The sequence below is a fragment of the Maribacter stanieri genome (genome assembly GCF_900112245.1).
GTDB classification, from domain to species: domain Bacteria; phylum Bacteroidota; class Bacteroidia; order Flavobacteriales; family Flavobacteriaceae; genus Maribacter; species Maribacter stanieri.
The window spans coordinates 404717-427505 of the sequence record NZ_FOYX01000003.1; the positions used below are offsets into that span (position 1 = coordinate 404717).

At 33.7% G+C, this 22789-nt stretch carries 18 protein-coding genes; 2 read left to right on the plus strand and 16 right to left on the minus strand.

The features are described 5' to 3' along the window. Positions 1-17: 17 nt before the first annotated feature. Both BM296_RS15555 and BM296_RS15560 read right to left on the minus strand, forming a co-directional pair. Complete coding sequence (locus BM296_RS15555; RefSeq protein ID WP_091904312.1) at positions 18-1019, minus strand: glycosyltransferase family 2 protein; 1002 nt, start codon at positions 1017-1019, stop codon at positions 18-20. A gap of 12 nt (positions 1020-1031) precedes the next feature. Next, positions 1032-1478 (minus strand): type I restriction enzyme HsdR N-terminal domain-containing protein, encoded by a 447-nt coding sequence (locus tag BM296_RS15560; RefSeq protein WP_091904314.1) that lies wholly within the window; start codon positions 1476-1478, stop codon positions 1032-1034. A gap of 26 nt (positions 1479-1504) precedes the next feature. Here BM296_RS15560 and holA point away from each other — a divergent pair, with 26 nt between their 5' ends. Next, positions 1505-2506 carry a DNA polymerase III subunit delta gene (holA, locus tag BM296_RS15565; RefSeq protein WP_091904316.1) on the plus strand — a complete coding sequence of 334 codons (1002 nt, stop codon included), beginning with the start codon at positions 1505-1507 and terminating at the stop codon, positions 2504-2506. A gap of 3 nt (positions 2507-2509) precedes the next feature. On the opposite strand, the gene BM296_RS15570 is transcribed toward holA, so the two are convergent. The 8 genes from BM296_RS15570 to BM296_RS15605 all read right to left on the minus strand — a co-directional run bounded on the left by BM296_RS15570 (position 2510) and on the right by BM296_RS15605 (position 15701). Next, positions 2510-2887: a DoxX family protein gene (locus BM296_RS15570; protein ID WP_027066734.1), complete on the minus strand. Its 378-nt coding sequence runs from the start codon at positions 2885-2887 to the stop codon at positions 2510-2512. A gap of 238 nt (positions 2888-3125) precedes the next feature. After that, a complete protein-coding gene (locus BM296_RS15575; RefSeq protein WP_027066735.1) occupies positions 3126-5537 on the minus strand; it encodes an alpha-ketoacid dehydrogenase subunit alpha/beta in 2412 nt (803 codons plus the stop codon). 156 nt (positions 5538-5693) lie between these two features. Next, entirely contained in the window at positions 5694-8543 is a 2850-nt protein-coding gene (locus BM296_RS15580) for a M1 family aminopeptidase (protein ID WP_177214966.1), read from the minus strand. 8 nt (positions 8544-8551) lie between these two features. Then, positions 8552-9238, minus strand: a complete 687-nt coding sequence (locus BM296_RS15585) for an LOG family protein (protein WP_027066737.1) — start codon at positions 9236-9238, stop codon at positions 8552-8554. 43 nt (positions 9239-9281) lie between these two features. Continuing rightward, positions 9282-12113, minus strand: coding sequence for an excinuclease ABC subunit UvrA (uvrA, locus tag BM296_RS15590; RefSeq protein ID WP_091904320.1), 2832 nt, complete (start codon positions 12111-12113; stop codon positions 9282-9284). A 115-nt stretch (positions 12114-12228) separates the two neighbouring features. After that, positions 12229-13065 carry a universal stress protein gene (locus tag BM296_RS15595; RefSeq protein WP_091904322.1) on the minus strand — a complete coding sequence of 279 codons (837 nt, stop codon included), beginning with the start codon at positions 13063-13065 and terminating at the stop codon, positions 12229-12231. 68 nt (positions 13066-13133) lie between these two features. Then, a complete protein-coding gene (locus BM296_RS15600) occupies positions 13134-14186 on the minus strand; it encodes a response regulator (protein ID WP_027066740.1) in 1053 nt (350 codons plus the stop codon). Positions 14187-14189: 3 nt separating this feature from the next. After that, positions 14190-15701, minus strand: a complete 1512-nt coding sequence (locus tag BM296_RS15605) for a sensor histidine kinase (protein ID WP_091904324.1) — start codon at positions 15699-15701, stop codon at positions 14190-14192. 90 nt (positions 15702-15791) lie between these two features. On the opposite strand from BM296_RS15605, the gene BM296_RS15610 reads away from it, so the two are divergent. Continuing rightward, a complete protein-coding gene (locus BM296_RS15610; RefSeq protein ID WP_245787034.1) occupies positions 15792-16199 on the plus strand; it encodes a hypothetical protein in 408 nt (135 codons plus the stop codon). Here BM296_RS15610 and BM296_RS15615 read toward each other — a convergent pair. The 6 genes from BM296_RS15615 to BM296_RS15640 all read right to left on the minus strand — a co-directional run bounded on the left by BM296_RS15615 (position 16196) and on the right by BM296_RS15640 (position 22637). Further along, complete coding sequence (locus BM296_RS15615) at positions 16196-17659, minus strand: mannitol dehydrogenase family protein (RefSeq protein ID WP_091904326.1); 1464 nt, start codon at positions 17657-17659, stop codon at positions 16196-16198. The two genes, BM296_RS15610 and BM296_RS15615, sit on opposite strands and share 4 nt — an antisense overlap. 12 nt (positions 17660-17671) lie before the next feature. Further along, a complete protein-coding gene (locus tag BM296_RS15620; RefSeq protein WP_027066744.1) occupies positions 17672-19390 on the minus strand; it encodes a purine-cytosine permease family protein in 1719 nt (572 codons plus the stop codon). Positions 19391-19582: 192 nt separating this feature from the next. Beyond that, positions 19583-20410: a DUF6503 family protein gene (locus BM296_RS15625; protein ID WP_091904328.1), complete on the minus strand. Its 828-nt coding sequence runs from the start codon at positions 20408-20410 to the stop codon at positions 19583-19585. Positions 20411-20433: 23 nt separating this feature from the next. Beyond that, complete coding sequence (locus BM296_RS15630; RefSeq protein WP_091904330.1) at positions 20434-21168, minus strand: glucose 1-dehydrogenase; 735 nt, start codon at positions 21166-21168, stop codon at positions 20434-20436. A 34-nt stretch (positions 21169-21202) separates the two neighbouring features. Continuing rightward, complete coding sequence (locus BM296_RS15635) at positions 21203-21982, minus strand: haloacid dehalogenase type II (RefSeq protein ID WP_091904332.1); 780 nt, start codon at positions 21980-21982, stop codon at positions 21203-21205. Positions 21983-22034: 52 nt separating this feature from the next. Beyond that, positions 22035-22637, minus strand: a complete 603-nt coding sequence (locus BM296_RS15640; RefSeq protein ID WP_091904334.1) for a TetR/AcrR family transcriptional regulator — start codon at positions 22635-22637, stop codon at positions 22035-22037. Positions 22638-22789 lie beyond the last annotated feature (152 nt).

A 22789-nucleotide genomic window follows, 5' to 3' on the forward strand; every position in this document is an offset into this window, starting at 1 on the left:
CTTATATACCATGTTAGTTAATCTTTTACTAAAATGTTAAAATTGCTTATTCTATGTACGAAGTAAGACCATACAATGGACTTCGTAACATAGTATTTTCTGAGAAATTGCGTTTTTTCTCTCTTTTTATACATTTTTCTAAATTGTCTATAAAAACTTAAATGTGCCCTAAAAATAGCAAAAAAGTGTTTAAATCTTAACTGAAAAAGAAATCGCATTGCCGCAATACCATCTAGTAATAATCTAAGAAAAATAATTATAAACGCTTTTCTTCGAGGAAGATTTTTTGTGATGGAAAATAAAGTATTTCTAAAATTTAGATATGTTTTTTTAGGATTCATGTTACTCAAAGTAGAACCACCCAAATGGTAAACACTTGATGTACCTACATAATAGATTTTATACCCATGGTTTTTAGCACGCCAGCATAAGTCTACCTCTTCTTGGTGTGCAAAATAGTCCTCATCAAAACCATTAAGTTCATGGAATACATCTTTCTTTATAAACATACAGGCACCTGTTGCCCAAAATATTTCTTTTATGTCATTATATTGACCATTGTCTTTTTCTAAGGTTTGAAAAACTCGACCTCTACAAAATGGATATCCTAATTGATCAATGAAGCCACCAGCAGCACCGGCATATTCAAAATGATCTTTTTTAAGTAAATCTAAAATTTTGGGTTGAATAATGGCTGCGTCAGGAATGTTCACAAAAGCTTTTTCAATTGGAGCTAACCAGTTCTCTGTTACTTCAACATCTGAATTCAGTAAACAGAATATATCTGCATCAACATGTTTCAATGCATCATTATAACCTTTGGTGAAACCACCATTTTCTGAATTCTGAATAATCTTGACTGTTGGATAATTGGTAGTGACAAATGTTACGGACTCGTCTGTGGAAGCATTATCTGCCACGTATATATCTGCATCAGGAGAATAATTGATAACAGAAGGTAGGTACCTTTCTAAAAGCACTTCACCATTCCAATTTAATATGACTACAGCTATCTTCAAAACGATCGCAAATTAACGGCTAAAATCAGGAATCTCTTGCATAAATTCATATTTTTCCGCAATTAAGTCTGTTTGACAATAAAAATGAGATAGTCCATTAGTGACCATTAAGTAAGTTGCATTCAATTTAAAATTATACTGTGCTATTTGATCAAATGTTGTTTGGGATATTTTAATTTCCGGTGCTTTGCACTCTACGAGTATGCTAAGTTGTCCATTAGGTTCAAAGACAACGATGTCATATCTTTTCTTTAAACCGTTAAGTGTAATCTGCTTTTCAACGTTAATATGGCTAATAGGATAGTTCTTTTCTTGAATAAGAAATTGTACCACATGTTGTCGTACCCATTCCTCTGGAGTAAGGACCACAAATTTTTTACGTATTTCGTCAAAAATTAAGGTTCTATTTTCGCTATTTTTGACCCTGAAAGTGTAGCTAGGGAAATTTAGTCGCTGCATTATACAAAGTTGATGAATTTTTCTGAATGGATGAAGCTGTACAAATAGTCAATACAATTAAAAAAGGGCAGATTAGCCCCATTTATTTCTTGTATGGAGAAGAAGCATATTTTATTGATAAAATATCTGATTTTATTGGTGCTAAAGTATTGACCGAGGAAGAGAAAGGTTTTAATCAAATGGTGCTTTATGGAAGAGATGTTTCTATAGATGACATTGTTGGTAACGCAAAACGTTACCCTATGATGGCAGAACGCCAAGTTGTAATAGTTAAGGAGGCACAACATTTATCTCGTACTATTGAAAATCTTTGTGCCTATGTAGAAAACCCTCAGCTGTCTACAGTTCTTGTTATTTGTTACAAGTACAAGAAGCTAGATAAGCGTAAGAAGCTTCATAAAATCATTAAAAAAAACGGAGTAATTTTTGAAAGCAAGAAGCTTTACGAAAATCAGGTTAGTGATTGGCTCAGAAAGCATTTGTTAAGTAGTGGTTATACGATATCTCATAAAGCAGCCTTATTATTGGTAGAATATTTGGGAACGGATTTGAGCAAAATCAGCAAGGAACTTGAAAAATTAAAATTAGCCTTACCACAAAAAACAGAAATTAATCCTCAACATATTGAGGAACATATAGGTATAAGTAAAGATTATAATAATTTTGAGTTGAAAAGAGCGATTGGGGATAGGGATATTGTAAAGGCCACTAAGATTATTAATTACTTTGCACAGAACCCTAAAGACAATCCTTTTATATTAACGATTACCTTATTGCATTCCTTTTTTACGCAGTTATTGCAGTATCATGGGCTAAGTGACCATTCCCCTAAAAACGTGGCAAGTGCCTTACGCATAAATCCTTACTTCGTTAGTGAAGTACAAACAGCTGCTAGAAATTACCCTATGAAAAAAGTCAGTGGGATTATATCTAGTCTTCGTGAAATGGATTTGAAAGGCAAAGGAGTTGGGGCAACACCAATGAAAGAAATAGATTTACTTAAAGAATTACTTTATAAAATAGTTTAAACACTATTTTCTGTCTATTCCAAACTTACCTGGTCCAAGAAGTGAAATTGTCACAAAAGAAACTAAATAAAATACCGCTTTCTCTTTAGTGCCAAAATCATCTGCACCATGAATTAAAAATGCAGCAATAGCCATTGTAATTGCTGTTGGTATTGCCGATAAGCGCGTTTTAAAACCTATAATAACTAAAATAGGACAAATGAATTCTCCAATAACAGCCAAAAATAGTGAAGGTGTTTCACCAATTCCAATTGGATCTGCAAATTGAAAATCTCCAGAAATAAGTTTTTGAAATTTAGGAAGTCCGTGGGTTAGCATCATTGCTGATACCGCAATTCTAAAAAAAGCTAAGCCAATATCTTTTAATATGGTGTTTTTCATTTGTGCCTGATATTTACTTTAAAAGTATCATTTTTTTTTTGTTTTTGTTAATTATGTTGTAGTTGGTTATGTGCTAATTATAAAAAATTCTCATTAAAAAAATAGAGGTAGCTTAGTTTTCAGTAAGTTAAGAGAACTTGTGATATTGTTAAATTATTCAATTAATTTTTTGACTGAAATTTAGGTATAAAAAAATCCCACTTAACATGGGATTTTTCTTACTGTTTGTTAAGTATTTCTATCTTAATTTCGGGTAGTCACCAGGATTAACCTCATGCATAATCATATAAACTTTTTCAAAAATATCTTCTCTATTTGGTTTTGAAAAATAATCACCATCAGAACCATAAGCAGGTCTATGCGCTTTTGCCGTTAAAGTTTGTGGTGCGCTATCTAAATATTTAAAAGCTCCTTGTTTTTCAATTATCTCGTTTAATATGTAAGCAGAGCATCCACCTGGTACGTCTTCATCTACAACCAACAATCGGTTTGTCTTTTTTACGCTCTCTAATACATCTTTTTCTATGTCAAAAGGGAGTAAGGTCTGTGCATCAATTATTTCTGCATCAATACCCACTTCTACTAATTCTTTAACTGCTTTTTCAACAATACGTAGCGTTGAACCATATGAAACAATGGTAATATCCTTTCCTTCTTTTATAGTTTCAACTTTACCTATAGGAGTACAGAACTCACCTAAGTTTTTTGGTTTTCTTTCTTTTAATCTATAGCCGTTTAAACTTTCAATAACCAAGGCAGGTTCATCACTTTTTAATAACGTATTATAAAAACCAGCAGCCTGTGTCATGTTTCTAGGTGCCAAAATATACATTCCCCTAAGCAAATGTATAAGTCCACCCATTTCTGATCCAGAGTGCCATATGCCCTCTAGTCTGTGACCTCTAGTTCTAATAATTAACGGGGCTTTTTGTTTTCCGGCGGTTCTATATAAAAGTGTAGCTAAATCATCCGTTAAGGTTGACATTGCATAGAAAATGTAATCTAGGTATTGAATTTCTGCAATAGGTCTTAGACCTCTTAAAGCCATACCTAAACCTTGACCAATAATAGTGGTCTCGCGGATACCGGTATCTGCAACACGAATTTTACCGTACTTCTCTTGCATACCTTCAAGCCCTTGATTTACATCACCAATTGCGCCAGTATCTTCTCCAAATATTAGTGTATTTGGGTATTTTTCAAATAGCTTGTCAAAATTATCTCTTAAAATAACTCTACCATCTACTTGTTCAATATCATCATTATATTCCGGTTTTACTGCAGTGACGTTGGTAGCCTTATTGTCTTTTTCACTATATAAATGAGAACTATACTTCTCTTGGGATTCCGCTAAGAAATTAGCAGTCCAGTTGATTAAATCCGACTTTTCTTGGGTGTTTTCTCCAAGTAAATATCTTAATGATTTTCTAGCTGAAATTGCTAAATCTTTTCTAACCGGCTCTTCAGTAGCAATTAAATCGTTCTTTAATTTATTTAAGAAATTTTTGTTCGCACTTTTGGCAGCGGCTTTATCAAGAAGACCAACCAATACAGCCTTATCTGAAAGTAGGTTTTTTAGGTATTCTTCCCAAGCCTGCTTTTTAGCCTCTCTAACTGTACGTTTTATCCGCTTTTCAATGGTTTCTAACTCTTCAGAAGTGGCTATGCCAGATTCTAAAATCCATTCTTTAAAGCGTTTGTTACAATCATGGTCACGTTCCCATTCTAATCGCTTATTATCTTTATAACGCTCATGAGAACCAGAAGTAGAGTGGCCTTGTGGCTGTGTCAGTTCATTAACGTGAATTAAAACTGGTACATGTTCTTGTCGAGCAATGTCCGCAGCATTTTCATAAACATGCATTAGTGCTGTATAATCCCAACCGTTAACCTTTAATATCTCATAACCTTTTTGTTCTTCGGTTCTTTGAAAACCAGAGAGAACATCGGAAATGTTTTCCTTCGTAGTGTGAAACTTTGCCGGGACAGAAATACCATACTCATCATCCCAAATACTTATAACCATAGGTACTTGTAAAACACCGGCAGCATTTATAGTTTCGAAGAACATGCCTTCACTTGTACTTGCGTTGCCAATGGTTCCCCAAGCTATTTCGTTTCCGTTAACCGAGAATTTAGCACTATCTAAACCTTTTTGATTTCTATATACTTTAGATGCCTGTGCTAAGCCTAAAAGGCGTGGCATTTGACCAGCAGTACATGATATATCTGCGCTACTATTTTTTTGTTTGGTTAAATCTTTCCAGCTACCATCTGCGTTAAGACTATGGGTTAAAAAATGACCACCCATTTGTCTACCTGCACTCATAGGTTCCTTTTCAATATCCGTTGTAGCGTAAAGTGCGTGAAAAAACTCTTTAGGTTGTAGAAGTCCTAGAGCCATCATAAACGTTTGATCCCTATAATAACCACTTCTAAAATCACCATTCTTAAATGACCTTGCCATGGCTAATTGCGGTAATTCTTTACCGTCACCGAAAATACCGAATTTAGCTTTTCCGGTAAGGACCTCTTTTCTTCCCAATAAGCTACATGTTCTGCTTAGAAAAGCAATTTCGTAGTCATTGATAATTTGCTCTTTGAAATCTTCAAAAGAAATATCATTACTGGTTTTAGAAGAAACATCCATGTATTATCGAGTTTATACAAAATTACCGAATCAAGTAGTTTTTAGCAACGGTGTTACGAGTTAATTTATTCCATATTTTTCAACAAATTTTACATTACGTTGAAAATATCAGAATTTTAACTAAAAATTTTACTAGAGGTATTCGAAATTGTTAGTTTAAAACCATTTTCTTGTGAATAATCCAGTCAGGGTTTTTGGACTTACTGTGATGATAAAACGAATTTTCTCACCATAATTTGGTTGTGACACTTCCCAACCATTATTTGAATATACAGGTAAATAAAGTTCAAAATAGTCTGTAACCAAGTTCAATCGAACTCCAGAGTCATAAACGAACTTACCATCAATACCTTTGTTCTTAACCAAACCGGCATCACCGTAAAGTTCAATCCATTTCCATAGGTTGAAGCTTCCGTTAACCGTTGTCATCCAGTCATTTGAGAATCTATATTTTTGGTCTAAAAATGATTTAAATCCTCCTTCTGCGATAATTATCTGCTGACTATATATACCAGAATCTTCTGATCGACCTAAATAGCCATAATCAAAAAGATAATCTGTTGGGCGGTCAAGTGCAAAACTGAAGAAATCTGTTTGGGTTTTATTACTCAAAAATTTACCGGCGAAGAATCTAAGGTTCAGTTGTCTATTATTTTCAAAAAGCTTTCGGTATTCATATTCAAAGGATAGCTTACTGAAATTACCTGCCAATTGAAAATCAACAAACCAGGAGTTGTAATCTAAAATACCATTGTTTCTATTGATGTATCGAGCGTTAAATACACTGTAATCAGGATTTTCAGGATCATTGGCTAAGTTCTGTAAAGAAGTGTCGAAGTCTCTTAAAATATTAATATATCTAAAAGAAAGAAATTCTCTCTTGTTGGATAGTAAATCTGCTGGTCTAAACCCAAAACTAAGAGAAGGTGTAATGGAGGTGTATCTAGAATTTTCATTAAAATGAGAAGTAGAAGCTCCTATTCCATAATTTGCAACATACAATCCACTCTTGCTAAGGTATTTTCTATAATTGAACTTTCCGTAACCAACAAAAGCCTTTTCTCTAAACGAATAGGAGGGAGCAAAGTCATATACAAAAGGTCTTTCTAATAAAGTTTTATTGTAAAGTCTCATCCCGGGAGCCCAACCATCGTACACATTAAAATTCAATACTGGTACATAAAAAACTTGATTGAAATACGGATTTTCAGCATCCTTAAAAAATGTAAATTTTAATTTTTTATTACTTGATAAAAATCCTTTTAAAGATTTCCAATTGTCTCTCTGGTTAAATTCTGGTATTTTTTGATCGTAGTTAAGAACTAGTCGGTCTTCTTGATTGTTAGGTATGGTAAAGGTTTCTTCAAATTCAATATCGCTAAACCAATATTCAGAAACAATAGAATCTTTTTTAAGCCCAAAAACAGAAATAGGAACGTTAGTACCTTCTTTATTTTTTATGGTTACTTGTAAAGAATCTGTGTCTTTTTTTACTTTTTTGATTTTGAAATCAATCTTTCGGTCAGTAGATACGTAATCTCTAAAAAACCAATCAATATCTTGATTTGTAGAGCGTTTTAAAATAGACTCAAAATCATGAACCTTAACATTGTTTAGCTTATAGTATTCAAAAAACCTTTTTATACTTTCATCTACATGTTCTTTGCCAATATAATCTGCTAAATAGGCAAGACCCAAACCAGCCTTATATTTATTCGCTATTTTTTGATTAAACTTTATAAGCGAATCGTTTGATGTTTGCAGCGCCTGGTCTAGATTTTTACGGGCCGTAAGGTTATATAAAAAAGCATATTGGTCATTAAAATCCATTTTAGCCAGCTCAAAGCTTCTAAAACCCCATATTTTAGAAAGTTTACCCATTAATTTTTGATCAGGGTAATTCTCCTCTATATATGCAATCATTAAATAATTTGCGATAGCACTATTTAGCCATTGTTCTTTACGCGGGTTTAAAAACATGGTCTCTCTTAAAATACTGTTTATGGCAGTTTTTAAGAATTTCATTTCAAACTGAAACTGTTCTTCATACGGGCGTATAAAAGAGGGGAGTTGATTTAAACCATAAAGTGGGTCTTTGTTATAATCTAATTCACTCACCAATATTTTCTCGTGAGGGTAATCTCCAAGATTGTTATGTATGAAATTGGCAACTTTATTTATGGATAGTCCTTGACCAATCGGACTGTATCTTGGTGCCTTAATGTCCGTTAAAAATGTCATGTAAGGCGTTCTGTGCGTATAAAAATCCTTTTGTGTTTTCAGAATTATTTCACCACCACGCTGCAAATTTCCCTTTAGTTTGGCGAACTGCCCGTTGGGAAAAGCAGACTCTGATTTAATATCAAAATTGGAGGCTAGATATAAACTATCTGGAAATTTGAAGTTTATGACCGTATTGGTCACATTCATATATAGATCCTCTAAATTTTTGTTTGAATATAGATGCCATTGCCCATCGTATACCGCAGGCGTTAAATACCAATCTTTTAAATAATAATCACCTCTATTTCCATAACCATAAGTGGTGTACTTATTGGGTGGTAATTTTACCTTATATGTAATAAAGATTTTTGTTGACGTATTTGGTGGTAAAATGTCACCTAAAGTAACCTTTAAAATATCTTTACCCTCTGTACGGCTCCATTCAAGACCATTATAGGAATCATCAACCACACTAATTATGGTTGTTTTGCCACGTTCATCAGCTTTGGCCAAATGAAGTGATTTCTTAAATTCTTGAGCAAATCTTTTCGCTAAACCTGTGTTTTTATCAGAATAGGCGTTTGCCCAATCATTGAAGTATATAACACCAAGGTTGTAGTTAGAGTTGTTGTAATAAGTGAACTCTTGTCGTATATCTAATTCTTTGGTATACTCGTTTAAACTAACCGTTAGATTAGTCTCATATTGAGCATAACAGTTAGTGACGTTAGCGACTAAAAGTAAGATGCAAGTACAGAAAAATGAATAAAAGTTACGTATCAAAGTAGGGATTAAAAATTAGGACTCATGCTGTGCCCTTTGTAAAAGGAATCAATAATCTCAACTACCTCATCTTCGGTATCTACAATTTTAATAAGATTTAAATCTTCGGGACTGATAGTTCCCATTTTAAGCATGGTACCTTTTACCCAATCCATTAAACCTGTCCAGAAATCGCTGCCAACCAGAATTATTGGAAATTTCCCAATTTTATGTGTTTGAATAAGTGTAATAGCCTCAAAAAGCTCATCTAAAGTTCCAAAACCTCCTGGCATTACTACAAAGCCTTGAGAGTATTTTACGAACATAACTTTTCTAACGAAAAAATAGTCGAAATCTAAACTCTTATCATTGTCAATATATGGATTGTCATGTTGCTCAAAAGGTAAATCTATATTTAAACCCACTGAAGTTCCACCAGCAAGGTTTGCACCTCTGTTACCAGCTTCCATTATACCTGGACCACCACCAGTAATAACACCATAACCAGCCTCAGCTATAGATTTAGCTATAGATACTGCTAGTTTGTAATACGGGTCTTCTTCTTTTGTTCTTGCAGACCCAAATATTGAAACACATGGCCCAATTTTGCTCATACGTTCAAAACCATTGACAAATTCGCCCATTATTTTGAAAATGGCCCAAGAGTCATTTGTCTTAATCTCGTTCCAACCTTTATGATGTTTTTCTGATCTCATATTTTAAATACAATCTTAATAGTTAAATGTAATAACTAATATTTTATTTTAATTCTCTCTTTAAAAACTTTGCCGTGTAGCTTTTCTTGTCTTTTGCAACTTGCTCAGGCGTTCCTTTTGCTACTAATTGTCCGCCAGAGCGTCCGCCTTCGTAACCAATGTCTATAATGTAATCTACCATTTTAATTACATCCATATTGTGTTCAATGACTAATACGGTATTTCCTTTGTCAGCTAATTTATTCAAAACTTCCATCAAAACCCTTATATCTTCAAAATGTAACCCTGTGGTAGGTTCGTCTAAAATATAAAAGGTATTACCGGTATCTCTCTTAGATAGTTCTGTTGCTAGTTTAATACGTTGAGCTTCACCGCCCGATAGGGTAGTAGATTGCTGCCCAAGTGAAATATAGCCTAAACCAACATCTTGTATGGTCTTTAACTTACGATGTATTTTTGGAATAAGTTCGAAAAATGACACAGCTTCGTTAATAGTCATCTCTAGAACATCTGAAATTGACTTGCCTTTATATCGTATTTCTAATGTTTCTCTGTTGAATCTTTTACCGTTACAGGTTTCGCATTCTACATAAACATCAGGCAAGAAATTCATTTCAATAACTCTTAATCCACCACCTTGGCAAGTTTCGCAGCGCCCGCCTTTAACATTGAAACTAAATCTGCCAGGTTTGTAACCTCTTATAGAAGCTTCCGTTGTTTTAGTAAATAATGACCTTATTTCGCTAAATACACCTGTATACGTAGCTGGGTTTGATCTTGGGGTCCTACCAATTGGCGATTGGTTGATGTCAATTACTTTATCTATATGCTCAAGACCCGTAATTTTTTTATACGGCATTGGCTTTTTAACTCCATTAAAATAATGGGCGTTCATTATAGGGTAAAGTGTCTCGTTTATTAGTGTAGATTTTCCACTACCTGAAACTCCTGTAACCCCAATCATTTTACCTAATGGAAATTTTACAGTGACATTTTTTAAGTTATTACCCGTACAGCCAGAAAGCACAATTTCCTTACCATTACCAGCTCTTCGCTTTTCTGGTACTTCTATTTTTTTGACACCGGTCATGTAATCGGCTGTCAATGTATGTACGTTCTTTAATTCTTCTGGAGTGCCTTCAGAAATAATTTGCCCTCCGTTTTTCCCAGCTTTTGGTCCAATATCAATTACATGATCGGCACGTTCTATCATGTCGCGATCATGCTCAACCACAATTACAGAATTGCCTATGTCCCTTAAAGCTTCTAGAGACTTAATTAATCTCTCGTTATCTCGCTGGTGCAATCCAATACTAGGTTCATCTAAAATATAAAGAACACCTACCAGTTGTGATCCTATTTGTGTGGCTAGTCTAATTCTTTGAGCTTCACCACCAGATAAGGATTTAGAGCTTCTATTTAAGGATAGGTAATCTAAACCAACATCTAAAAGAAATTGAATTCTGGTGTTTATTTCCTTTATTATTTCTTCGGCAATTTTAAGTTGATTACCACTTAGTTTTTTGTCTAAGCCATTAAAGAATTCCGCTAACTCAACAATATCCAAATTAGCTAGCTCAGCAATATTTTTTTCTTCAATTTTAAAATAGAGCGATTCTTTTCTTAAACGAAACCCAGTACAAGTTGGACATGTAATTTTGTCCATGTATTCTTTTGCCCATCGCTTTATGGATGTTGAAGCTGCTTCCTCAAACTGATTTTTAATAAAATTTGAAATACCTTCATAATCAATTTTGTAGGTGCGTTTAACTCCTAAAGTTTTGGAGTCTACTTCAAAACTTTCTTTACCGCCATTTAGAAGAATTTCAATTGCCTCAACAGGTATAGATTCAATAGGGTCGGTTATTTCAAAATTATAACGCTCAGCTATGGTCTCAATCTGTTTAAACGCCCAAGATTTTTTATAGTCTCCTAAAGGAGCTATTCCGCCGCCTTTTATAGATAGTTTTTTATTTGGAAAGATCTTCTTTTCATTGACCTCGTATACATGACCTAAACCACTACAGTTAGGGCACATGCCTTTTGGAGAGTTAAATGAAAATGTATTTGGCTCAGGGTTTGGATATGAAATGCCGGTACTTGGGCACATTAAATCTCTACTAAAATATCTAGGTACATCTGTACCTTCTTCAAGTACCATAAGTACATTATCACCACTATACATGGCAGTATTTATGGTCTCTGACAAGCGTTTATGAAAATCTTCGCTTTCTAGAACTTTTAAACGGTCAATGACAATTTCAATATCATGGGTCTTGTACCGATCCACTTTCATGCCTTTAACAATATCTTTTACCTCACCATCTACACGAACCTTTACAAAACCTTGTTTGGCTATCTGCTCAAAAAGTTCACGGTAATGTCCTTTTCTTGATTTAATTATGGGTGCTAGAATATTTATTTTTTTTCCGTCATAAGATTCAATGATCAAATTTTTAATCTGTTCATCGCTATAACTTACCATCTTTTCGCCAGTGTTGTAACTATGTGCATCAGCAGCACGGGCAAAAAGTAGTCTTAAAAAATCATAAATTTCTGTAATAGTACCTACAGTGGATCTCGGTGATTTTGATGTAGTTTTCTGTTCAATGGCAATTACTGGAGATAGACCATCTATTTTATCTACATCTGGACGCTCTAAACCGCCTAAGAATTGTCTAGCATAGGCAGAGAACGTTTCAATGTATCGCCTTTGTCCCTCTGCATAAATAGTATCAAAAGCCAATGATGATTTTCCACTACCAGATAAACCAGTTATTACAACAAGTTTGTCTCGGGGAATGGTAACATCTATATTTTTAAGGTTATGCACGCGTGCGCCCTTAACCTCTATATTTTCTTCAAAATTAATCATGTATTCATAGCAAAGTTGCAAAAGTACGATTTTGAGTGCTAATTACGAATGTTATGCTATTCTTTGAAAAGGCTCAAAATCTTAAATTATTGCTCCAAATGAGAAATAGTGAACTTTACTCATGTATAACCATTAGCGGTACGGAAGTATGATAACTTAATTGTTGAATAGAGTTGTTAAAGAATAGTTGTTGAAATAAGTTTAGGTTTTTAGCAACCAATATCAGCATATCAATTTTGTTGCTTGAAATGTAGTTTATGATGGAATCCCTAATATTTGCTCCAAGAATACTTTGAAAGCTATGAGAACCAAAAAAAAGCTCGTTTAAATAGTCATCTAAATATTCTTTATTGTTGACTTGGGCATTTGTAAATTTAGGCTGAGATTGACTAACGTGAACTACTTCCAAGTTCGCCTTAGAAATTTCAAGTATTTCGGTCAGTGAATTTAATATAGGGTAGGAGTAGAAAAGATTAAAGTCAGTTGGAAACGCAATTTTATTAGGTGTTTTTAGTGCTGTTTCTTCTGGTATTATTAAAACGTTACAAGGTACTTTAGTGATTACATTACCTGCATTATTCCCAAATACCGAAGCTTTAAAACGGGAGACATTTTTTGTACCCAATGCTATTAAGTCTATCTTTTTTTCTTGGACAATTTTTTTAACTATATCAATAAAATTACCATACTCCTCTAAGGCTATAAACTGATGTAATATATTAGCTGGTAAACTTCCTATTTGTTCAAAGAAATGATTCAATTTATCTTTTGTTGTTGATGGATTGGGCTTAGTCAATGCCATAAAAGAATTACCTTTTACATAAGACTTGCTTAGCTCATCAATATGTAAGATAAAAAAAATGCATGATTCACCTTTATATAACTGAACAGCATATTCAACCGCATTCCAAGAATTATTGGAAAAATCTGTGGGAATTAAAATGTGTTTCATTCATGGATACTTACAATGCAAATTTATATCCATGATGGCAGTCAATAAATGATAAATATCAGATATAACTAATTTACATATTGCAGCGCTTTTAATTCTTTAATTTGAATATTTCGTCCTTCAATTGTAATTAAACCTTCTTTTTTAAAGCCTGATAGTGTTCGTATTAAACTTTCAGTGGCAATTCCGGCAACACTAGCCAAATCATTACGTGAAATTTTAATTGGTTCATCTTTATTGGTATTCATTATATCTGCGAACTGTAGTAAGGTTTGTGCAGTTTTTCTACGTACAGAGCTGTATGCCATCTGTAATAATTGGGCTTTTATGTTAGAGATATTCTGAGATAAGAGTTCCATTAGCTCTAGCGAAATATTGTTATTCTCCCCTAAGATTTCTTTTAAATTATCTTTTGAAATTCCCGCTAATTCTACTGCTTCTAACGCCGTTGCCGACTCTTGATATGGTACGTTATTTAAAAAGGAAGTAAAACCTAAAAAATCATCTGCCTTATTTAAAGAGGTAATTAATTCTTTGCCATCAGAATCCATGCTGTAACATTTTACCAATCCTTTTAGAATAAGATAAATTTTATTGGAGCGTACTCCTTCTTGAAATATTATTTCACCTTGTTTAAAACTGGCTAATTCTCCATTATCATCAAAGAAATTCTTTAGTTCATGAATGGATTGTATTTCGTTTTCTGTAACACCGTGTTCTTTAGATGTATCATCTTGCATACGCTTTATAAGCTCAGCTTTTGCCAGTCTGCTTTCTATAGCACTAGTAAGGTCTTCTTCTTCAAAAGGTTTGGTTAAATAATCATCTGCACCTAAGTCCATGCCTTTTCTAATTTCTTTATGCTCTGTTTTTGCAGAAAGAAAAATGAAAGGTATTTGTTTTGTTTTTTCGTTATTGGAAAGATTCTCTAAGACTCCATAACCATCTACTTCTGGCATCATTATATCACATATTATGATGTCGGGTAAATTTTCTATGGCGGCTTCAATACCAATTCTACCGTTTGATGCTGTAGTTACATTATATCCACAAAGTTCTAAAAGTTCTTCAGTATTCTCGCGTAAGGCTTTATCATCCTCAATCAATAAAATTCTTTTCATCTTCTAGTTGGTATTTAATTTTGGTAAATAAAGAATAAAAGTAGACCCTTTCTTTTCGGTACTTGAAAACTCAAGGCTACCTCCTAAATTCTCTATGTGTTGTTTTGCAATGTTTAAACCTATACCTGTACCTTGTGTTAATAGCGCATTCTCTGCTCTAAAATAACGATTGAATATATGTTTTTGCTCTTCTTCAGGTATACCTATTCCTTCATCTATTACTTTAATAGCGTAGTCTTTATCCCTTATTTCAACTATTATATCTATGGTTGAATCTTCTGGGGAATATTTAATTGCATTGTGTATTAAATTCGATAATGCCAATTCTAAAGTTTTCTCATCGAACCTAATATTTACTTCATCAATATTTTCTGGGTAGTGAATTTTTTGACCAGATTTAAGAAGCATATTGCAGTTGTATACTACTTCGTTAACGGTTTTACTTAATGGAAATTCTTCAATCTTATAATTTACTTTACCAGATTCTAAGCGTTCAACAGAAAGAAAATCATTAAGGATAGTATCTAGATATTTTACCTTGTTTTTTATGGTAGTTACATGTTTGTCTCTTTTTGGCTGTTGGTCTGTTTCTGTATATTTACCCAGTAACGTAATAGATGTTAAAATGCTGCTTAAAGGGGTTTTAAATTCGTGTGATACTAAGGATAAAAAACGTGTTTTAAGCTCGTTAAGTTCTTTTTCTACTGCTAATGCTTCTGTAAGTTGATGTGTTCTTTCTTCAACAATATTTTCTAAATTTTCTGTATAATCTCTTCTTTCTGTTATATCTAAAATAAAGGCAACACATACTCTGTTTTCCCCTAGATTAGATAGTTGCAGATGTACTTCAACAGGATAAGTAGAGCCATCTTTTCTGGCATGGGTGGTTTCAAATTTTACTTTGCCAGTATCACTATTTATTAATGGTGCTATTAATTCTTTGAAATATAAATCGTCTATATCTGGTTTGATATCAACAGGAGTCATAGAAGTCATTTCGTCCATAGAATAACCTATGTTTCGTTGTGCTTCTTTATTGACATTTAAAAACTTGAAAGTTTCGGCATCAAAAATATAAATTTCATTAAGTGATTCATCAAAAATACGTGCCCAATGACTAAGTTCTTCCTCGCGGCTTTTTCGTTCTGTTATATCTATAACAAGTGCCATTACATAGGTGGATCCGTAAAATTCAAATGGATTTAAACCAGCTTCTACAGGAAATTCCTTTCCATTTTTACAGATACCATATAGATTTCTTCCATGACCCATTTGACGCTTGCCACTTTTGGCAATAAACTTATCTACGTGTGCATCATGCCCAGAATGATATCTTTTTGGAATTAGAATATCTAAAGGTTTACCAATTAATTCATCTTTCATATACCCAAACATTTGTTCGGATGAAGAGTTGGTGGCAACTATTTTTTGTTCTGAATTAACTACAATAATACCCTCTGAAACACCTTCTGAAAGTAAATTGAAAATATTACTGTTTTTTTGGAAATCCTGCATATTTCAAATATATAAATAACCACTGATTTTTGTCATGTTTTCCTAATCTACGGTTTTATATTTTTAATGAGTTAACTTAAAACTTTTAATATGGAGAATACTGCAAAAACCATGAATGGGCTTTATGAAAGTTTAGGTAAGCTATTTTACGCCGTAGCCATAAGCGATGGTACTGTTCATAATAATGAATGGGAGAAGGTCAAAGAATATGTAAAAGAAGATTGGTTATGGGTAGATGATTTTACAGATAGATACGGTACTGATGCCGCAAACCAAATTGAAATAGTTTTTGATGTTCTTATGGATTCTTCAATAAGTAGTAAGGAGTGTTTTCAGGAGTTTGTGGATTTTTATAAAGAGCACCCACATGCATTCTCAGAAAAAATAAAAACCTTGACCAAAAAAACGGCCAAGGCTATTGCAAGTTCATTCTCAGGTAATAACAAATCTGAATTAATACTTTTAGGGAAATTAAATATACTATTAGCTCAAAATTAATTCATGAGCTTCTTTATATCTGAATCTGTATAAATTTTCTGAACCAAGTCACTGTATGTTGTTGTAAAACGTTCGTTATTGATTAGATTACCAAATAAGGATTCTTGTCTAATAAAGGCAAGTGGGTCAGTTTTTGTGTTGCTTGCTGCAGCATGTAACTGATCTTGCATAGCATCTATAATTTCTATTTTTTGACCATTTTTGTCTATTCCCTTATCACTATAATAACACCAAGCTGCAATTACCAAGGTAGCATAATCAATACTGCCACCGCTAGCTAAATTATCTTGAATGGTAGCAATTAAGAATTTCGGTAATTTCGCTGAACTTTCTGAGCAAATACGACTTACGTTATCTTTAATGTTTGGATTTGCAAAACGCTCTTGTAAACTATCCTTATAAGCGGTTAGATCAATACCTTCTAATTTATCTAAAATAGGAGTTGCCTCTTGGTCCATGAATGCTCTTAAATAGGTAACGAATATATCGTCTTCCATACAAGCATTAATAGTTGGGTGACCATGTAAAGCACCTAAAATACCTAACACTGAATGACCTGCGTTTAATAGACGCAATTTCATTTTTTCGTATGGTTTTACATCTGGCACAAATTGTACGCCTACTTTTTCAAACTCTGGTCTACCATTAGAGAAATCATCTTCGATAACCCATTGTATAAAAGGCTCACAAGTTACAGGCCATTCATCTTTAAGGTCATATGTAGTTTCTAAATAATCAATATCAGATGGTGTGGTAACAGGTGTTATACGGTCTACCATACTATTTGGAAAACGTACTTCTTTTTCTATATAAGTTGCTAAGTCTTTGTCTTGTTCTTTTGCAAATGCAAGTAACATATCTCTTGTAACATCACCATTATGCTGAATATTATCACATGACATTACGGTAAAAGCTGGTAAGCCTGCTTCACGTCTTATCTTTATAGCAGCCGTTAGAAATCCGTATATAGTTTTAGGACTATTAGGATTTTGTAATTCGTGTTGAACATCTGGATTCTCAAAGTCGAATTCTCCCGTTGCTGGATTAAAGTTATAACCTCCTTCAGTTATAGTTAATGAAACAATTTTAGTATCTGGATGTGCCATTTGATTTACAACTGGATCAGCATTTTCGTGCCCTAGTTTAAAATCTATTATTGATCCTATTATTTGCGAATCTATTTTCCCATCAGGATGCTTTACAATAAGGGTGTAAAGTCCGTCTTGTTTTATAAGAACATCATGAATTTTTTGATCTCCTTTTCTAAGTCCAATACCGCAAATTCCCCATTCAGAAGCATCCTCTTGCTCTTGTAGTAGATGTGTGTAATATGCTAGGTGCGCCCTGTGAAAACCACCAACACCAACGTGTACAATTCCCACTTTAAGTGAATCTCTCTTATAGGTTGGGGTAGGTAATTGTTTATTTATTGCTGCTAAATTATTGTTATTCAACATCATCTCTTTTTTATTTTAGCTTAATTTTTTTGATTTTCCACGTAATAAAACCCAGTAGGCTGTCACGAAATAAATTATGGTACAAATAAATGCATATCGGTAGAAAATCTCTCTATTTTCAACATATAAATTTTCATCGGCACTATCAAATAATACGATGCCTGCCAATACTAATGTAATTACCAGAGCTGTAATTGAAACGACCTTTAATATCTTAGACAAGAGTGAGGTGTCTTTCTTTTGTTTCGTTTCTAATTTGCCTTTTTGTTCTTGAAATGCTACAATTTTTTCATTGCGTATTTTTTCTTGTTCCTCTGCTTCTGGATATTTGTTTTTTGCACCATAACGACCAGCTAATAGTGTGTAAATGACTATCGTAAATAACCATGTAGGTATAAAAAGGTAAAAGAATGACATTACGTTGAAAGCATTTAAGCCAAACCCAAATACCAAACCTAGACCCCAAGAAACTATGGCAGGAGTGCTAAAAGTTAAGTTGCTATAAGAAGACCAGTAACGTGTGTAACCAATTCTTGGAAATATTTGATGCTCGGCAAATACAATTGCACCAACCGGCACTACCAATAAGCCAGCGTAAGTTAATAGTGGAAGTATTTGAGAAAATACAAAAGGAAAACATGCAATTGCAATGGTAATTAAACCAACGATAATTGTCGTCTTTTTTCTAGAATGTTTGTGGAAAATAGCCTGTGCTGCTAATCCAGCACGGTATAAGTTGGTTATGGCAGTAGTCCATCCCGCTACAATAACAATCACAAATCCAGACCATCCTAGTGCGTAGTATGCTACATCACCCGGGTCTAATTCTACAATAGATTTACCAATAATTACAGCTGCACCTGCACCCATAATACCGGCAGCTATCCAAGCAACATAATGCCCAAACATCATACCTGTACTAGTAGCTAATCCGTAAGATTTCTTTTTGGCAAATCGTAAAAGAGCCATATCTATTAATCCGAAATGGGTTATGGTATTTGCAGCCCATGCAAAACCAATAACTTCAACCAAGCCAATGCCAGGTTTACCAGAACTGTCAAGACCCGTCCAAATAGACTGATCTCCGAGAGTTATAAGGTCATCCCATCCATTTGGTATAGTTACTCCTAAAACATCTAATGACAAAGCAGGAAGCAGTACCATGGCGCCACTTGTAAACATAACAAATAACCACGGTGCACATATTCCAGAAAATTCAGATACGGCATTAAAGCCATACAAGGCAATAGAAACTACTACAAGACCAACACAGAAAACGATTACCACAAACCACATATTGGTAGGGTACCAGTTGAGCTGGGCAGGTATATCAAAAGCAAAACGAACTGCTGTTGCAGATACCGTTATCATTGCCGCGGAGATTACTGAAAATATGATAACGTTAGCCCAGTTGTAGAGCTTGGTCATTGAATCTCCCGCAATTTTATTTAAGTATGTATATAAACTTAATCTTGTTTCTACTGCTATGGGAGAAGTAATAAATGTCCAGCTTAGAACCGCTAAAATATTCCCTATCAATAGACCCAGAATTATATCCATTGTTTTTGCTCCAAGGGCAACAAATGTAGCTCCAATAACAAATTCCGTTGCGGCTACATGTTCTGCTGCATACAGTCCGGCAAAATGAGTCCAATCATGTAACTTATGTTTTGCAACTGGTAATTGTTCTTCATTTAGATTTTCAAATGTTTTGTAATCGTTGGTTGCGGACATAAGTTGAGTTGGTAGTTAAGTTGTTTCTTAAATTAAATATTAGTTCTATTTACAGATTTACTTCTACTAGCTATATAAATAAACAGGCATGCAATGTATTTAATTTTAACAACAACCTTTAGATAAATTTGTTATTATTCAATTTCTTTAAACTAATGCAAACAGATGATTTGAATTACGGTCATTACACAATTAGAATTTATCTCGACTTTTAAAATCATTTTTGTCTAATCCATTATTGAAGGAAATGTCTTTCCAATTTACTTTAACCCAAAGCTTATCACTAACTTTTGCATCCCATGTAGATTTCTTGTATTTACGTTTTGTAGGGAGTAAAATTCCATCTACTTCTTCATATTCAACCCTCATTAAATTAGGGGTGTCAAAGGATCCGTAATCGGCTACTGTAAATAAAAATTGGTCTACAAGTAATGTGGTTTTATTTATATATAGCTGATAAATATCTGTTGGTTTTGCGTCATTGAAATTGAATGAAACTTTTACAATATCATAAGCTTGACTATCTATGGTCTCTTCTCCAATATATTCATAGAAAACACCTTTGTCCAGTAATTTCTGAAACATGGTAAACCAGTAGAAATTAGTTGGTCTATTAAACGCCACCTTTTTTAAATCGATACTATCGTTAACAAGCAGATCATTATGTTTTAGCCAAAATTCTTGACCGTCATACCCTTGTTCTATGGTTCCTTCAAGATTACTTAGCGTTCTTTCATGTTGACTGTATTTTCCAGAGGAAAGTTCACCATTAAAAAGATATTTTTCTGTTGAAATATCCGTCTTGCCATCAGGTGTTTGATATATGTAGGTGTAAACAACATCCTTCTTATTTCTAAGGGCTTTATAGTTCCCAACTTTTTGAACCATGTTATACACTAGTTCATGACCTTTATTATTAAAGGACGAAGTAGAAATTTCTTCTTTTTCTACTGACTTTTTACCTTTACAAGAGGCTATTAAAAGGCTAAAAACTATTAGGGTGGTAATTTTAAATTTCATTGTGGTTAATTTAGAAGGTGAGATTATATTAAGGCTCCATTAGCACCAATAGTTTGTCCAGAAATCCATTTAGAATCATCACTGGCCAAGAATAGTACAATTCGAGCAATGTCAATAGGTTTTGCTAATCTGTCAAAGGCATTCATTGAACTTAATTTATCAATGAACTCTTGAGATTTTCCATTTAAGAATAATTCAGTTTCTGTTGCTCCTGGTGCTAAAGCATTGACAGAGATTCCCCTGCCTATTTCTTTTGAAAATACTCTTGTCATTTGTTCAACAGCAGCTTTTGAGGCGGAATATAATGCGTAAGTAGGGAACATTAGTTTCACCGTACTAGAAGATATATTAATAATGTTACCATTATCTGATAGTTTACTGTCAGCCTCTTGCAACGTGTTAAAGACGCCCTTCACATTCACATCAAACAGTTTGTTAAAATCTTCTTGAGTGTTATCTTTTAATTTTTTCGAAATCATGACACCTGCATTGTTCACCAATACATCTATTTTTCCAAAAGTCTTGATGGCTTGGTTAAATAGTTCGGTTACTTGATCTCTATCACTGACATCTGCTTTAATGGCAATTGCGTTACCGCCATTTTTCTCAATTTCTGCAACCGTTGCTTCCGCATCCTTATCACTTTTAGAATGATTTACTACCACTTTTGCGCCATTTTCGGCTAATAAAAATGCAATCTCTTGCCCTATACATCTAGATGCCCCAGTGATTAATATCACTTTGTCTTTTAATTTCATGAGTTTATTTTTAGTTGCTTGCTGTATTAGAAAATTAAAGGCTTATCAATTTATCTGCAATTAGTTTAAGATTGGGCTCATTGATTTCTGGAGTAGGCGATAACGGGTATAATTGAGCACCAGGCCTGCTTATAAATGCGCCTCTCCAATTAGCCCAAAGTGCTCCAGAAATATCCCACCCGTGTGCAGCTACTAACAAACATTTTTGTGGTTGTATCTTCATTTTTCTCGCTGCCCAATTATATGCATCAACATGTGGTTTAAACTTGCCCATATCCTCTATACTTAACCGTTGGTCAAAGTATTTGGTAAGTCCGGAATTTATAAATTGTGTTTCAACACCTTTATTTGATGAGTTGGTAAAAGAAACCAATTTGTAACCCGCGTCTTTTAAAGATTGTAAAGCAGATGGAACTTCTGGGTGTGCAGGCAATGAACGAATAGGGTCTACAATAGATTTTTTGGCTTCATCATGACTTAGCGTTATGCCGTTGTTTGCGGCAACCATTTGCAAAGCTGCAGCACCAATAATGGCAAAATCATTGTATTGATTTGCAACTGTAGACACAAGTGAATATTGCAACATAGTCGTAAACCATAGCGGTAACAAATCATTTCTGCCGTTTAGCGCTTTAGCAACGCTATCTTTCATAGCTGTTAAATCTAAAAGGGTTTCGTTAACATCAAAGAAAAGTACTTTCGGTCTTTCAAATAATTCTTCTTTTTTGTTAGCAAACCCTAGGGCAGGTATGGCTGCACCGGCAGCACCAAGGATGGTCGATTTTTTAATGAAGTTTCTTCTGTCTTTGTTCATAGTATTTATAATTTTAAAAACATTCTAAGTGGTATGTTTTTGGATAAAAAAATTATTGTTTTATTTGTTTTAAGTAAATAGATAGCCCGTTTAAATATTCGTCCATCACCTTATCATCATCATAAAGTTTGCGAATTCCACGTATTCCTTCAAAAGCACTAATTAAATAAATAGCAGCTGCAGCACTTGAAATTTCTTTTTTAATAGAGTTCTCTGTCTTTCCTCGTTCAATTAACTCTATGAGAGCTCTTTTCCATTCCTCAATAATGTTTTTCAGCGCTCTTTGATATACCTTTTCATTATCCCCAATTTCATTGATAAGATTATTTGTGGGGCAACCGTGTTTCTTTTCATACATGGTGAAAGACTTAAGGCTGTTTAAAAAAGTATCTTCTAAAATAGCATATGCATTACCGTTTTGGTATAGTGGGTATACCATTCTTTTTTGAACTCTACTTTGTAATTTTTGGGTAATTATTTCTATGCCTAATTCTTTTTTATTTGCATAGTGATGATAGAAAGCTCCTTTTGTCATGGTAGTAGCCTTCATTATTTTTTCAATACTAGTAGTCTTAAATCCATCTTCATAGAAAAGTTTAAACGCCTCATTGAGTATGAGTTGTTTTGATAATTCAGATTTTAATGCCTGCTTCATACCGTAAAGATGCTCAATAAAATACGGTATAGAATGTTTTTAGGGGTATTTAACCTATTATTAACTACAAAAAAAATCAGTTTGCTTCAACTTAAAACCATATAGGTATTTAGTGAAATACGATAAGAATTAATGATGGGTGATGTGGCTAG

Bases quoted from the DNA above. Each gene is read 5' to 3' on its own strand.
- BM296_RS15635 (WP_091904332.1), bottom strand. From the start codon at position 21,982: ATGAACAAAGACAGAAGAAACTTCATTAAAAAATCGACCATCCTTGGT.
- BM296_RS15575 (WP_027066735.1), bottom strand. From the start codon at position 5,537: ATGGATGTTTCTTCTAAAACCAGTAATGATATTTCTTTTGAAGATTTC.
- BM296_RS15610 (WP_245787034.1), top strand. From the start codon at position 15,792: ATGGAGAATACTGCAAAAACCATGAATGGGCTTTATGAAAGTTTAGGT.
- BM296_RS15630 (WP_091904330.1), bottom strand. From the start codon at position 21,168: ATGAAATTAAAAGACAAAGTGATATTAATCACTGGGGCATCTAGATGT.
- BM296_RS15570 (WP_027066734.1), bottom strand. From the start codon at position 2,887: ATGAAAAACACCATATTAAAAGATATTGGCTTAGCTTTTTTTAGAATT.
- BM296_RS15620 (WP_027066744.1), bottom strand. From the start codon at position 19,390: ATGTCCGCAACCAACGATTACAAAACATTTGAAAATCTAAATGAAGAA.
- BM296_RS15625 (WP_091904328.1), bottom strand. From the start codon at position 20,410: ATGAAATTTAAAATTACCACCCTAATAGTTTTTAGCCTTTTAATAGCC.
- BM296_RS15585 (WP_027066737.1), bottom strand. From the start codon at position 9,238: ATGAGATCAGAAAAACATCATAAAGGTTGGAACGAGATTAAGACAAAT.
- holA (WP_091904316.1), top strand. From the start codon at position 1,505: ATGGATGAAGCTGTACAAATAGTCAATACAATTAAAAAAGGGCAGATT.
- BM296_RS15595 (WP_091904322.1), bottom strand. From the start codon at position 13,065: ATGAAACACATTTTAATTCCCACAGATTTTTCCAATAATTCTTGGAAT.
- BM296_RS15605 (WP_091904324.1), bottom strand. From the start codon at position 15,701: ATGCAGGATTTCCAAAAAAACAGTAATATTTTCAATTTACTTTCAGAA.
- BM296_RS15640 (WP_091904334.1), bottom strand. From the start codon at position 22,637: ATGAAGCAGGCATTAAAATCTGAATTATCAAAACAACTCATACTCAAT.
- BM296_RS15600 (WP_027066740.1), bottom strand. From the start codon at position 14,186: ATGAAAAGAATTTTATTGATTGAGGATGATAAAGCCTTACGCGAGAAT.
- uvrA (WP_091904320.1), bottom strand. From the start codon at position 12,113: ATGATTAATTTTGAAGAAAATATAGAGGTTAAGGGCGCACGCGTGCAT.
- BM296_RS15615 (WP_091904326.1), bottom strand. From the start codon at position 17,659: ATGATGTTGAATAACAATAATTTAGCAGCAATAAATAAACAATTACCT.
- BM296_RS15560 (WP_091904314.1), bottom strand. From the start codon at position 1,478: ATGCAGCGACTAAATTTCCCTAGCTACACTTTCAGGGTCAAAAATAGC.